Here is a 12,793-nt window from a genome sequence, read left to right as displayed (position 1 = left end):
CGTCCGTAGCCACACCGCAAAGTCAGATCAGACCGACAACCGCAACCGCGCCAAATCCCGCAACGGCGGTGCCCCAAACAACCGGCTGTATTCGCGGCTGAACTGCGAAGGGCTTTCATACCCCACCCGATACCCCGCCGCCGACGCCTCCAACCCCTCGGCCAGCATCAACCGCCGCGCTTCCTGCAACCGCAGCTGCTTCTGATACTGCAACGGACTCATCGCCGTCATCGCCTTGAACCGGTGATGCAACGTCGACACGCTGAGGTTCACCTCTTTCGCCAGATCATCAATACGCAGCGGCTGCTCATAGTTGCCGTTCAGCCATTGGATCGCCTGACTGATGCGATGGCTCTGGCTATTGGCAATCGCAATCTCATACAGCCGATGCCCCTGCGGGCTGCGCAACAACCGATAAAGAATCTCCCGACGAATCAGCGGCGCGAGCATGGCGATGTCTTTCGGCGTGTCGAGCAAACGTGCCAGACGCAACACGGCGTCGAGCATGGCGCTGTCGACCCGCTCGACATACAGGCCACGGCCGGTGGGGCGGGTCGGCACACCTAAAGGTCCGGCATCGGCAATCAGCGCGCTGATTTCCGCAGGGTCGATGTCCAGCCGCACCGAAAGGATCGGTTCTTCAGAGGTGACGTTGACGATCCGTCCGCTCAGGGGCATCGAGACCGACACTACCAGGTAATGCAGCGGGTCGTAATTGAAGTATTCGTCCGCCAGCCGCACCTCTTTGCGCCCCTGCGCCATGATGCACAACGCCGGTTGCGCGAGTACCGGGGCAAAGTCGTGGGACTGGCTGTGTTTGGCCATGAACAATGAGCCGACGGCGGTCGCATAATTGCCATCATCGGTTGTATAGCGACGGATGATCGCGGCCAGTTCCGCGCGCTGTTTCTCCATCTCGGCATCCAGCGGGGCTTGAAAATGATCGAGCGACGACATGCAAGGCATCCTCGGTGGGGCGTGGATAATGGGCTCAGCTTATGTTTGTGCAAGACGAAGCGGTAGACACATCCTGCCTCAACCTTGCCTGATTCTGCACGGGGTGATTTAACGGCGCCTCTAGCAGTGGGCAGCCCCCGTAAAACTTGCTTGAAAGCCCGTTTTCATTGACCTGAAAGCCTTTTGCCGGGTGGTAGAGGTTTTTTGCGACGCGCGCAGGATTGTGCAACAAGCCGGCAGGAATCGACTAACCGCGCTGGCGGGTGCGCGATTAACCTTTGATCCTGTCGCAGCCCGTCCCACGGCTGCCACTCGAGTACCTGGGAGGGTTGAACATGTCTACGCAGATCCCCGTCAGTCATATGGCTTTTGTCCGTGCCCACGCCGGGCGTTCGGTGGAACTCGGTGCGCGCCTGAGCGCCCTGATCGAGCCGACGCGCAATGCACCGGGTTGCCTGAGCTTTGCCCTGCAACAATCGCAATGCGATGCCGAGTTGTGGCTGGTGTCCGGTTTCTGGATCAACCAGCAGGCCATGACCGCGTACTTCAGCACCCCGGCGATGGAAGTGTTTGCCGAGTTGGTGCAGGACCTGGTGGTCAACAGCCTGGATTTCCACACCTTCAAGGAAGTGTCGGCTGCCCAGGCGCTGGGTCAGACCCGGTCGTGGGTACACAAAATGGCGGGTTGAGGGTTTAATGAGCGCATTCTCAACCAGCCAGGATTCCGCGACATGGCACGTAAAGCCTTTGATCACTTCGAAGCCGTTTCCGCAGTAGTACCGGGTGAAGGTGGATACCACGCCGCCATCGCCGTCAAAGCCTTGGGTGGCGGGGGCGCACCGCGTTTCCACAAGGTCCTCGAAGACCAGATCTTCAAGACCGCCCATGAAGCCGATGAAGCCGCCGCCAAAGAGCTGACCCGCCTCAAGGACGTCAAGGAAAACACCGACCTGTTGTGGTGAGTTACCTCTTCGCTCCCGGGCGATACATCTTGAACAACGCCTCTGGCCCCAGCTGAAAATAGTCCGCCGGCCCGCCGCCGCGCAGAATCGGTTCTGCCGCGGCGGTGTCGTAGACGCCATCCTTCAACAGCCATTTGGCGATATGCACGGCGACCACTTCGCCGAGAATCAGCCAGCTCGGCACCACATTCCCGTCCGCGCGCTGCAACTGGATGATCTGCGTGACCTTGCACTCAAAGGACACCGGGCTTTCAGCGACCCGTGGCACCTGAATGATGGTCGAGGCGGCGGGGGTTAACCCGGACAGCTCGAATTCATTCACGTCTGGCCCGACCATCGCACAGCTCTGGTTCATCTGCTCGGCCAATGGGCGAGTGGCGAGGTTCCAGGCGAACTCGCCGGTCTGTTCGATGTTATTCAGGCTGTCTTTGCGCCCGACACTGGAAAAACCAATGATCGGTGGAATGTAGTTGAACGCGTTGAAGAAACTGTACGGCGCCAGGTTCAAGCGGCCGTTGGCATCTTGCGAGGAAATCCAGCCGATAGGGCGCGGGCCGACGATGGCGTTGAATGGGTCGTGGGGCAGGCCGTGACCGTTGGCGGGTTCGTAGTAGTGGATGTCGTCGGGCATGAGGTGCAATCCAGGTGCGCTTGTGAGACGACCATGGTGCAAGGACGAGCCGATAATTTCCAGCAAAGAGAATTCAATGTAGGAGTGAGCCTGCTCGCGATAGCGGTGTGTCATCCAGCATCCATGTGACTGATACACCGCTATCGCGAGCAGGCTCACTCCCACAGTGGACCGCATTCTCATGAAAGAACCCGGTCACTGTAGGAGTGAGCCTGCTCGCGATGGGGCCAGTAAAGCCACTATCAATCTAGAGGTCAGTCCGTCTCGATCCGCGAATGCTTGCGGGTGTCTTTCATGGTCACATACACCAGCAACGACACCGCAATACACGCCGTGACATACCAGTAATACCCGGTTTCCATGCCGATGCTCTTGAACCACAGCGCGATGTATTCAGCGGTGCCGCCGAAAATCGACACGGTCAGGGCATATGGCAAACCAACCCCCAGTGCCCGAATTTCAGTCGGGAACAGCTCGGCTTTCACCACCGCGTTGATCGAGGTGTAGCCGCTGACGATGATCAGCGCCGCCATGATCAGGAAGAACGCGCCCCACCAGGTCTGAACGGTGTGCAGGGTGGTCAGGATCGGCACGGTGAACAGCGTCCCCAGGATGCCGAAGGCAATCAGGATCGGCCGGCGACCGACCTTATCCGACAAGCCGCCTACCAGCGGTTGCAGGCACATGAACAGGAACAGCGTCGCCGCGGAAATCGTGGTGGAGTCGGAGATGCTCATGCCGACCGTGTTCACCAGGTATTTCTGCATGTAGGTGGTGTAGGTGTAGAACGCCAGGGTGCCGCCCATGGTCAGGCCGACCACGGTCATCAGTTCCTTGGGATGGCGCAGTAAGGTGCGCATCGCGCTTTCCTTGGCCTTCTCTTTCTTGGTGAACGACTCGGTTTCTTCCATGCCACGACGCAGGTACAGCGCGACCACGGCACACAGTGCGCCGATGGCGAACGGGATGCGCCAGCCCCAATCGTACAGTTGTTCGGTGGTCAGGGTTTGTTGCAGCACGATCAGTACCGCCAGGGCGATGAGCTGGCCGGAGATCAGGGTCACGTACTGGAAGCTGGAGTAGAAACCGCGACGATCCTTGGTCGCCATCTCGCTGAGGTAAGTCGCCGAGGTGCCGTACTCGCCACCGACCGACAGGCCTTGCAGCAGACGGGCGAAAATCAGCAGGATCGGTGCGCCGATGCCAATGGTTTCATAACCCGGGCTCAGGGCGATCAGCAGCGAGCCGAAACACATCAGGTACACCGAAGCCATCAGCGCTTTCTTGCGGCCGGCCTTGTCGGCGTAGAGGCCCATCAGCCAGCCACCGATCGGGCGCATCAGGAAGCCCACGGCGAAGATCGCGGCGGTGTTCAGCAGTTGGGCGGTGGTGTCGCCTTTGGGGAAAAAGGCCTTGGCGAAGTACAGGGAGAAGGCGGCGTAGACGTACCAGTCGTACCACTCGACCATATTGCCGACGGAGCCGCTGAAGATCGACTTGATGCGGCTGGAGGTGGTTCTTTCTTTGGCGGGCACGGCAGCCGACCCAAGGGGCAGGGCGTTGGAGTTATCCATTGAAGGATCCTTCGTTTAATTGTTTTTGTGGAGCGCGTTGAAACGCAGCCTGTGGGGGCTATAGCAGGAGGTGTGCCAAGGGGGAGAGGGGCGGTTTAGAGGGGTTTTGAAGGCTGGGTGAGCGGAAATCCGCTTATGCTGGATTGGGTGTGAGCGGAAAATTGCTTATGGGCCATTTGATGTGTTGCCTTTACCGGCCCCTTCGCGAGCAAGCCCGCTCCCACAGTGGTCCGGTGTACACAATTCAAATGTGGGAGCGGGCTTGCTCGCGAAGAGGCCAGTCCGGACACTGCAAAAATCAGCTGTCAGTCAGGAACATCTCCCGACTCAACCCATGCCGCTGCATCTTTTCATTAAAGGTCCGGCGCGGCAGTTGCAGTTCTTCAAGCACCGCTTTCACATCACCCTTGTGCCGGGTCAATGCCGCGCGCAGGCAATGCGCCTCGAACGCTTCCTGCTGCGCCGCCAGCGACTGCCCCGGATCAATTCCCACCGGTTCCGGTTCACCCAGCCCCAGCACTTGCCGTTCGGCAACGTTCGCCAGCTCGCGCACATTGCCCGGCCAGTCGTGGCTCAGCAGATGACTCAACTGCGAGCCGGTCAACGGTGGAAAGGTCCGGCCCAATCGCTCGGCGGCCTGCTGTGCAAACGATTCGAACAACAACGGAATGTCTTCGCGCCGATCACGCAGCGGCGGCAGCCGCAACTCGGCGACGTTCAAGCGATACGCCAAATCCTCACGAAAACGCCCGGCCCGCGCCTCATCCAGCAGGTCCGGCTTGGTCGCGGCAATGATCCGCAAATCCACGCGAATACTCTGGTTCGACCCCAGGCGCTCAAGCTTCTGCTCCTGCAACACCCGCAGCAATTTCACCTGCTGGGCCAGCGGCATGCTTTCGATCTCATCGAGAAACAGCGTGCCGCCATCGGCGTATTCAAGCTTGCCGATGCGTTTACCCGTCGCGCCGGTGAACGCGCCGCTTTCATGGCCAAACAACTCAGCCTCGAACAACTGCTCGGGAATCGCCGCGCAATTAAGCGCCACAAACGGCTTGTCGGCCCGCGGCCCAAAGTCGTGCAGGCAACGGGCGACCAGCTCTTTGCCGCTGCCGGTTTCACCGCGGATCAACACGTTGACCGGCAACGCCGCCAGGTCCAGCACTTGCCGACGCAGCGTCTGCAAGCCACGGGACACGCCGAGCAGGGTGGCGTCGAGTTTGGCGCGGTTGTCGGCCTGTTCGTGCAAGGCGCGGTTTTCCAGGACCAGCCGACGCTTGTCCAACGCCCTGCGCAAACTGCTCAGCAGGGTTTCCGGACTGAAGGGTTTCTCGAGAAAGTCATACGCACCATCGCGCATCGCTTCGACCGCCATCGGCACATCGCCGTGGCCGGTCAACAAAATCACCGGCAAGTCCGCATCGCGACGCTGAACTTCGGCCAGCAACTCCAGCCCGGTCATGCCGGGCATGCGCACATCGCTGAGGATCACCCCGGGAAAGTGCGCAGGCAATTGCGCCAGGCACTCATCGGCGCGGCTGAATAACTGCACCTCGAAACCCGACAGGCTCAGCCATTGTTCGACGGCGCTGCGAATGCTGCTTTCGTCGTCGACCACCATCACGGAATTCAGCATGCGGCAGGCGCCTCCAGGTCGATGGGCAAGGTCAGGGTGAACACCGCGCCGTTGGCGTGGTTGTCGGCACTCAGGCGTCCGCCCGCTTCGTGAGCGATGGCAAACGATACCGCCAGACCCAAGCCCAGGCCATCGCCCACCGGTTTGGTGGTGAAGAACGGATCGAACACGTTCGGCAGGTGTTCTTCGGCGATGCCGCCACCGTTGTCGCTGACCGTCAGGCGCCACAGTTGCTCGTCGGCTTCGAGGCGGATTTCCAGGCGTTTGCAGGGCTTGTCGTGCATGGCATCGAGGGCGTTGCGCAGCAGGTTGATCAGCACCTGCTCCAGGCGAATCGCATCGCCGCGCACCCACGCCGGACGCGTCAGGTGCAGCACCGTGCTGACCTGTTCATCCCGCAGGCGCGCGTCGAGCAACTGCAGCGATTGGTCAACCACCGCCGCCAGGTCCAGTCGTTCGCGCAGGCCGCTGGGGCTTTTGCGGGCGAAGGTTTTCAGGTGACCGGTGAGGGCGGCCATGCGTGTCAGCATGTCATCCACCGGTTTCAGCGCCTTGTAGGCGTCGTCGACCCGACCGTGATCGAGCAGCAGGCGCAAGGTGGCCAACTGCATGCGCTGGGCGGTCAATGGCTGGTTGATTTCATGGGCGAGGGCCGCCGACATCTGGCCGAGCGCCGCAAGCTTGGCCGATTGCACCAGCCCGTCCTGAGCGGTGCGCAGGTCGCGGGTGCGTTCTTCCACCAGTTGCTCAAGCTCTTCGCGGCTGCGCTGGCGCATTTTCGCCAGGCGCCAGCGCTGATTGAGGAACAGCAACAGAAACACCAGCGCCAGCCATAATCCGGCAGCGGCCAGCGCAGCATTGCGACTGTCTTCGAACGCGACCTGCGGGCGACGCAACAGGTGCAGCGTCCAGCCTTCGGTGGCCAGCGGCAGCGATTCCCACAGGTAATCCGCCGTGCCGTCAGGGCCGACCACCCGCGCCAGATCGCTGTTGTCGTCGAAGCGGCGCAGGGATTGAAACTCCAGCGGCGTCAGCGGTTGTTTGTCGTATTGGCGGGTGACCTTGAGTTCGGCGTGATCGTTGTCGTTCAACGGTTTCAACAAGCGATAACGCCAGCCCGGCTGGTTGGCGATGAAGATGATCCCGCGTGCGTCACTGACCAGCAGCGTGTCGCTGCCTTGACGCCATTCGCGTTCCAGTTCCGGAAACTCGAGCTTGACCACCATCGCGCCGAGAAATTCGCCGTTGTCGCCCGTGACCGCGCTGGACAGGAAATACCCCGGAATACCACTGGTCACGCCCACCGCATAAAAGCGCCCGGTGCCTTGGGTGCGGGTCTCGCTGAAGTAGGGGCGAAAGCCGTAGTTGTGACCGACATAACTGCTGGGCAACCGCCAATTGCTGGCGGCCACGGCGAGGCCGGTGCGGTCGAGCAGTTCGAGGGTCGAGGATTGCGCGGCACCGTTGATTTTTTCCAGCTTGCGATTCAGTGCGTCCTGCTGCTCAGGCGATACCGTGCCGTTGAGGGCGGCGCGCAATTGCGGGTCCAGCGCGAGCACGGCGGGCAGGGCGCGGTAGCGGTCGATTAGGGTGTGCAGGGAGTTGGCGTACAACGCCAGTTGCTGATTGGCTCGGGCGGCGTCTTCAACCAGGGCCTGGCGTTCGGTGTGGCGCAGGGCAAATCCGGCGGCCAGTGCGGCACCTGCAACGATCAGCACGGTGTACAGCGTCAGGCGTAATGTGCGCGAACGAGCAAACATGGTGTCGGAAACAGTTAGCAATACGGGCGCGCACGATAGCACGGAGAGCCTGAAATCATGAGCCACGCCTGGGTAGCACCTTTCATGCTGCTTCGTTCAATCAAGTATTTTGAGGCTATGCCGATTTTTCGACCGATTTGCTAAACACAATATGACATTAAAAACTTGGCTGAAAAAAAGGCCGGGTCCTCTGTAAGAGGCCCCGGCCTTATCAGCAGCTTGAAGCGCTTACTGCACTTCTACTGCCAGACTTTCACTGATCTTCTTCTGCCAGATCGCAGGACCGGTGATGTGTACCGACTCGCCTTTGCTATCAACCGCAACCGTCACTGGCATGTCTTTCACGTCGAACTCGTAGATGGCTTCCATCCCCAGCTCGGCGAAAGCAACAACGCGGGACTTCTTGATGGCTTGCGCCACCAGGTATGCCGCGCCGCCGACTGCCATCAGGTAAACAGCCTTGTGGTCCTTGATCGCTTCGATCGCGGTCGGGCCGCGCTCGGATTTGCCGATCATGCCCAGCAGGCCGGTTTGCTCGAGGATCTGACGGGTGAACTTGTCCATCCGCGTGGCGGTGGTCGGACCGGCAGGGCCCACCACTTCTTCGCGCACCGGATCAACCGGGCCGACGTAGTAGATGAAGCGACCTTTCAGGTCCACTGGCAGGGTTTCACCCTTGTTCAGCATCTCGACCATGCGCTTGTGCGCGGCGTCGCGACCGGTGAGCATCTTGCCGTTGAGCAGAACGGTTTCGCCCGGCTTCCAGCTCTGCACGTCTTCCGGGGTCAGGGTGTCGAGATTGACGCGACGAGCCGACGGGCCGGCTTCCCAGACGATTTCCGGGTAGGCGTCCAGCGGTGGCGCTTCCAGCGAGGCCGGGCCGGAACCGTCGAGCACGAAGTGCGCGTGACGGGTGGCGGCGCAGTTCGGGATCATGCACACCGGCAGCGAGGCTGCGTGGGTCGGGTAATCCATGATTTTCACGTCGAGCACGGTGGTCAGGCCACCCAGGCCCTGGGCGCCGATGCCCAGTTGGTTGACCTTCTCGAACAGCTCCAGGCGCATCTCTTCGAGACGGTTCTGTGGGCCACGCGCTTTCAGCTCGTGAATGTCGATGGATTCCATCAACACTTCCTTGGCCATGACAGCGGCTTTCTCGGCGGTGCCGCCGATGCCGATGCCGAGCATGCCCGGTGGGCACCAGCCGGCGCCCATGGTCGGAACGGTCTTCAATACCCAGTCGACGATCGAGTCGGACGGGTTGAGCATGGCCATTTTCGACTTGTTCTCGGAACCGCCGCCCTTGGCTGCCACGTCCACTTCCACGGTGTTACCCGGAACGATGGAGTAGTGGATAACGGCCGGGGTGTTGTCCTTGGTGTTTTTACGAGCGCCCGCCGGGTCGGCGAGGATCGAGGCACGCAGAACGTTTTCCGGCAGGTTGTAAGCCCGGCGCACGCCTTCGTTGATCATGTCGTCCAGGCCCATGGTGGCGCCATCCCAGCGTACGTCCATGCCCACGCGAACGAACACGGTGACGATGCCGGTGTCCTGGCAGATCGGGCGGTGGCCGGTGGCACACATGCGCGAGTTGATCAGGATTTGCGCGATGGAGTCGCGGGCGGCCGGCGATTCTTCACGCAGGTAGGCTTCGTGCATCGCCTGGATGAAGTCAACGGGGTGGTAATAGGAAATGAACTGCAGGGCGTCGGCAACGCTCTGAATCAGGTCGTCTTGCTTGATCACGGTCATGAGTCGCGCTCCTCTAAAAGACGGGAACATTCAATAAGGTGCTTGCAGCTTGGGTGCATCGGTCGGTTGCAAGCACCTTTCAAGGCACGCCGGGGCTGCTGGCGCGACGCTAAAAAGGCGCGGCAGTATACCGCGCCTCGCGGGCGGGTACACGCGCCGGCAGTCAATCTTGTGGCGAGGGGGCTTGCCCCCGTTGGACTGCGTAGCAGTCCCCAAAAATCTGCCACCTGAAAATGTCATTAAAACCGTATGCATAGATTTTGCGACTGCTTCGCAGCCGAACGGGGGCAAGCCCCCTCGCCACAGGCAATCCCCCCATCACAGGTTTTATACCATTCAGGGCCATGCTTTTGACGCCAGTTTTTTGCCCCGAAAATTGAATGGTCATTTGTCCGGCTCGCCACTAAAGTGGCAGTCGGCCTGTAGAGTAGGACACTCAAACAGCCTCCTTTCGCATGGTGAGTCAACGATTGACCCATAACGCCATCCAACGGCTTTTACTCAAACGCTTTGCCCTTGCAGCCGGCACGTACGCCTTGGCCTTGATGCTGCTGTGGCTGGCGTTTTTCACCGGACATTACGACGAACCCGTGGCCAGCGTGGCCGTCGGTACGGCCCTGGTGGTCATCAGCCAGGCGGCGTTGTTCGTGGTGTTTTACAGCGGCTGCAACCTGCGTTTTTCCGACCCCAGCCTGACCGAAGTGCAAGTGCTGATGGGGCTGGGCTGGCAAACGTGGCTGATCGCCAATCTGGATGAAGCACGCGGCGCGTTCCTGGTGTTCTACGTGCTGATCCTGCTGTTCGGGCTGTTTCATTTGTCGCGTCGAGCGTTAGTGCGATGTGCGCTGCTGGTGTTTTTCAGTTTCAGTGCAATCACGCTGTGGGAGGGCTACCACTTTCAGCTGCCCGACCCGGCGCTGGCCGGGTTGCAAGTGTCTGTGCTGTTTATCGTATTGATCTGGCTGGTGCTCTACGCCCGTTATGTCCAGGCGTCGCGTCAACGCATGCGGCAACGGCGCTTCGCCTTGCAAGCGCACCAGGACACGCTGCGCGGGATGATGCGCCAGCTCGAAGACCTGGTCGCCACCGACGAACTCACCGGGCTGTTCAACCGCCGCCATTTCCTGCGCCTGGCCTCCCGCGAACTCAACGCCATGGACGCCGGCGTGATGCATGGCCTGGCGCTGATCGACCTCGACCACTTCAAACGCATCAACGATGTGCACGGCCATGCGGCGGGCGATCAGGTCTTGCAAGCCTTCGCCGGCGTCGCAACGGCGTGCCTGCGCGATGGTGATGTGCTGGCGCGTTATGGCGGTGAAGAATTCGTGGTGCTGGTGCCCGATTGCGATGCCGAGCGCCTGACCGCGTGCTGTGAACGGTTGCGCATCGCCTTCACCGATGTCGAGTTGATCGGCCTCAATGTCGCCCATCTCAGTTTGTCGGCGGGCATGACGTTGCTGGAACTGGGCGACGATCTCGACGACGCCTTGCAACGCGCGGATCAGGCGCTTTATCGCGCCAAGCGTGACGGGCGCAACCGCTGCGCGGCGGCCTGGGAGAACGTCGATGCCTGAGTTACGCGTCGGCGAGCGCCACTTTACGGTGGCAACCGGCAGCAACCTGCTCGATGCCTTGAATCAAAACGACGTGCCGGTGCCCTACAGTTGCCGCGCTGGCAGTTGCCATGCCTGCCTGGTGCAATGTGTGCAAGGCTTGCCGAGCGACAGCCGCCCGGATGCCTTGAGCGCCGAGCAGCGCCAACAAGGCTGGCGCCTGGCATGCCAGTGCCAGGTGGTCGAAGACCTGCAAGTGCACACCTTCGACCCGCAACAGGACGGTCGCCCGGCCGAAGTGGCCGCCGTGGATTGGTTGAGCGCAAGCGTGTTGCGTTTACGCCTGACCCCCGAGCGTCCGCTGCGATACAGCGCCGGGCAACATCTGGTGTTGTGGGCGGGCAATGTGGCGCGACCTTATTCCCTGGCCAGCCTGCCGGAAGAAGACCGCGTTCTGGAGTTTCACCTTGATTGCCGCCAGCCGGGGGCATTCAGCGACGCGGCCCGTCAGCTGAAAATCGGCGACCCGATCCGCCTCGGTGAACTGCGCGGCGGGGCCTTGCATTACGATCCGGACTGGCACACCCGACCCCTGTGGCTGTTGGCCGCCGGCACCGGTTTGGGACCGCTGTTTGGCGTGTTGCGCGAAGCACTGCGCCAGGATCATCAAGGGGCTATCCGCGTCATTCACCTTGCCCATGACGCCGACGAACATTACCTGGCCAAACCCCTGCAAGCCATGGCCGAGGGCCGTGAAAACCTCGGCGTCGAATGCTGGACCCCGGCCGAGTTGCCGCAGGCATTGGCGCAACTGCGGCTTGTCTCCCGGCAAACCCTGGCCTTAGTCTGCGGAGCCCCCGACAGTGTCGACGCCTTTTCCCGGCGCCTGTACCTCGCGGGTTTGCCGCGCAATCAACTGCTGGCTGATGTGTTCCTGCCTCGTGGTTGAACGCTGATTTTTTGTGGCGAGGGAGCTTGCTGTGGCGAGGGGGCTTGCCCCCGTTGGGCTGCGCAGCGGCCCCAAAAGTGTGTGAGCGCTGCGCACTCAAGCGGGGGCAAGCCCCCTCGCCACAGTTGACCTCTCAGATCAGGACTCGTGATGACCGATGCCATCCAGATTGAACGCGAACGCGGTGTGCTGACGCTGCGCCTGAATCGCCCCGAAAAGAAAAACGCCCTGACCCGCGCCATGTACAGCCACTTGGCCGAAGCGCTGAAGCAGGCCGACACCGACCCTGAAATCAATGCCGTGCTGATCGCCGGCAGTGCCGAGTGCTTCACCGCTGGCAATGACATTGCCGACTTCATCCAGCAACCGCCGGGCAACCTCGACAGCCCGGTGTTTCATTTCATGCTCAATTTGCTGGAGTGCCGCAAACCGGTGATCGCTGCGGTGGCGGGTGCGGCGGTGGGTATTGGCACGACGATGCTGCTGCATTGTGATCTGGTGTATGTCAGCCGTGATGCTCGCCTGAGGATGCCGTTCGTTAACCTCGGGTTGTGTCCAGAGTTCGGCTCCAGCCTGATCTTGCCGCGTTTGATTGGGCATGCCAAAGCAGCAGAGTTGTTGTTGCTGGGCGAAGGTTTCAGCGGGGAGCAAGCAGCGACGTGGGGGATTGCGACCGAGGCGTTGGGCAGTGGCGAAGCAGCGTTGGCCAAGGCGCGGGACATGGCGTTGCGCTTTGAATCGTTGCCGCCGGAAGCGGTGCGCATCAGCAAGCAATTGATGAAAGCGCCGGACCGGGAATTGCTGCGCAAGGTGATCGAAGAAGAGGGCGCGTTGTTCACCCAGCGACTGCGCTCGCCAGAAGCATTGGCGGCGTTGACCGGGTTTATCAAACGGCATTGAATCTGCGGTGACTGGGCCGGCCTCATCGCGAGCAAGCCAGCTCCCACATTCAACCGAGTTCTCCCATGGGAATGCGTTTAAATGTGGGAGCGGGCTTGCTCGCGAAGGCGTCAGCCCAG

At 61.2% G+C, this 12,793-nt stretch carries 11 protein-coding genes; 5 read left to right on the top strand and 6 right to left on the bottom strand.

The annotated features are described in order from the left end of the window. Positions 1-27 precede the first annotated feature (27 nt). Positions 28-957 (bottom strand): AraC family transcriptional regulator, encoded by a 930-nt coding sequence (locus tag BK660_RS08880; RefSeq protein ID WP_123432991.1) that lies wholly within the window; start codon positions 955-957, stop codon positions 28-30. A gap of 335 nt (positions 958-1,292) precedes the next feature. On the opposite strand from BK660_RS08880, the gene BK660_RS08875 reads away from it, so the two are divergent. Continuing rightward, on the top strand, positions 1,293-1,646 hold the full coding sequence (locus tag BK660_RS08875; protein ID WP_123432990.1) for an antibiotic biosynthesis monooxygenase family protein: 354 nt from the start codon (positions 1,293-1,295) through the stop codon (positions 1,644-1,646). Between the two features lie 42 nt (positions 1,647-1,688). Further along, positions 1,689-1,919, top strand: coding sequence for a hypothetical protein (locus BK660_RS08870; protein ID WP_123432989.1), 231 nt, complete (start codon positions 1,689-1,691; stop codon positions 1,917-1,919). Position 1,920: 1 nt separating this feature from the next. Here the strand turns inward: BK660_RS08870 and BK660_RS08865 are convergent, their stop codons facing one another. The 5 genes from BK660_RS08865 to BK660_RS08845 all read right to left on the bottom strand — a co-directional run bounded on the left by BK660_RS08865 (position 1,921) and on the right by BK660_RS08845 (position 9,269). After that, positions 1,921-2,550: a flavin reductase family protein gene (locus BK660_RS08865; RefSeq protein WP_123433028.1), complete on the bottom strand. Its 630-nt coding sequence runs from the start codon at positions 2,548-2,550 to the stop codon at positions 1,921-1,923. Between the two features lie 254 nt (positions 2,551-2,804). Continuing rightward, a complete protein-coding gene (locus tag BK660_RS08860) occupies positions 2,805-4,124 on the bottom strand; it encodes an MFS transporter (protein WP_123432988.1) in 1,320 nt (439 codons plus the stop codon). Positions 4,125-4,422: 298 nt separating this feature from the next. Beyond that, the gene (locus tag BK660_RS08855; RefSeq protein WP_123432987.1) at positions 4,423-5,757 is read right to left on the bottom strand and encodes a sigma-54-dependent transcriptional regulator; all 1,335 of its coding nucleotides are present in this window, start codon (positions 5,755-5,757) and stop codon (positions 4,423-4,425) included. Then, complete coding sequence (locus BK660_RS08850; protein WP_123432986.1) at positions 5,751-7,517, bottom strand: sensor histidine kinase; 1,767 nt, start codon at positions 7,515-7,517, stop codon at positions 5,751-5,753. Before BK660_RS08850 ends, BK660_RS08855 begins: the two co-directional genes overlap by 7 nt. 228 nt (positions 7,518-7,745) lie before the next feature. Next, a complete protein-coding gene (locus tag BK660_RS08845) occupies positions 7,746-9,269 on the bottom strand; it encodes a fumarate hydratase (protein ID WP_123432985.1) in 1,524 nt (507 codons plus the stop codon). A gap of 470 nt (positions 9,270-9,739) precedes the next feature. Here BK660_RS08845 and BK660_RS08840 point away from each other — a divergent pair, with 470 nt between their 5' ends. The 3 genes from BK660_RS08840 to BK660_RS08830 all read left to right on the top strand — a co-directional run bounded on the left by BK660_RS08840 (position 9,740) and on the right by BK660_RS08830 (position 12,674). Beyond that, on the top strand, positions 9,740-10,846 hold the full coding sequence (locus tag BK660_RS08840; RefSeq protein WP_123433027.1) for a GGDEF domain-containing protein: 1,107 nt from the start codon (positions 9,740-9,742) through the stop codon (positions 10,844-10,846). Beyond that, positions 10,839-11,774, top strand: coding sequence for an iron-sulfur-binding ferredoxin reductase (locus BK660_RS08835; RefSeq protein ID WP_123432984.1), 936 nt, complete (start codon positions 10,839-10,841; stop codon positions 11,772-11,774). The genes BK660_RS08840 and BK660_RS08835 overlap by 8 nt, the downstream gene beginning before the upstream one ends. A gap of 150 nt (positions 11,775-11,924) precedes the next feature. Then, a complete protein-coding gene (locus tag BK660_RS08830; RefSeq protein WP_123432983.1) occupies positions 11,925-12,674 on the top strand; it encodes an enoyl-CoA hydratase-related protein in 750 nt (249 codons plus the stop codon). The last annotated feature ends 119 nt before the right edge of the window (positions 12,675-12,793 follow it).

The organism is Pseudomonas brassicacearum (assembly GCF_003732265.1).
Taxonomy (GTDB): domain Bacteria; phylum Pseudomonadota; class Gammaproteobacteria; order Pseudomonadales; family Pseudomonadaceae; genus Aquipseudomonas; species Aquipseudomonas brassicacearum_D.
The sequence above is the reverse complement of the archived record's forward strand: the minus strand, read 5'-3'. Positions and strand labels throughout refer to the sequence as shown.

What these genes read in the sequence shown, in the direction of transcription:
- BK660_RS08855 (WP_123432987.1), bottom strand. Translation starts at nt 5,757, where the DNA reads ATGCTGAATTCCGTGATGGTGGTCGACGACGAAAGCAGCATTCGCAGC.
- BK660_RS08835 (WP_123432984.1), top strand. Translation starts at nt 10,839, where the DNA reads ATGCCTGAGTTACGCGTCGGCGAGCGCCACTTTACGGTGGCAACCGGC.
- BK660_RS08870 (WP_123432989.1), top strand. Translation starts at nt 1,689, where the DNA reads ATGGCACGTAAAGCCTTTGATCACTTCGAAGCCGTTTCCGCAGTAGTA.
- BK660_RS08880 (WP_123432991.1), bottom strand. Translation starts at nt 957, where the DNA reads ATGTCGTCGCTCGATCATTTTCAAGCCCCGCTGGATGCCGAGATGGAG.
- BK660_RS08875 (WP_123432990.1), top strand. Translation starts at nt 1,293, where the DNA reads ATGTCTACGCAGATCCCCGTCAGTCATATGGCTTTTGTCCGTGCCCAC.
- BK660_RS08845 (WP_123432985.1), bottom strand. Translation starts at nt 9,269, where the DNA reads ATGACCGTGATCAAGCAAGACGACCTGATTCAGAGCGTTGCCGACGCC.
- BK660_RS08830 (WP_123432983.1), top strand. Translation starts at nt 11,925, where the DNA reads ATGACCGATGCCATCCAGATTGAACGCGAACGCGGTGTGCTGACGCTG.
- BK660_RS08860 (WP_123432988.1), bottom strand. Translation starts at nt 4,124, where the DNA reads ATGGATAACTCCAACGCCCTGCCCCTTGGGTCGGCTGCCGTGCCCGCC.
- BK660_RS08850 (WP_123432986.1), bottom strand. Translation starts at nt 7,517, where the DNA reads ATGTTTGCTCGTTCGCGCACATTACGCCTGACGCTGTACACCGTGCTG.
- BK660_RS08865 (WP_123433028.1), bottom strand. Translation starts at nt 2,550, where the DNA reads ATGCCCGACGACATCCACTACTACGAACCCGCCAACGGTCACGGCCTG.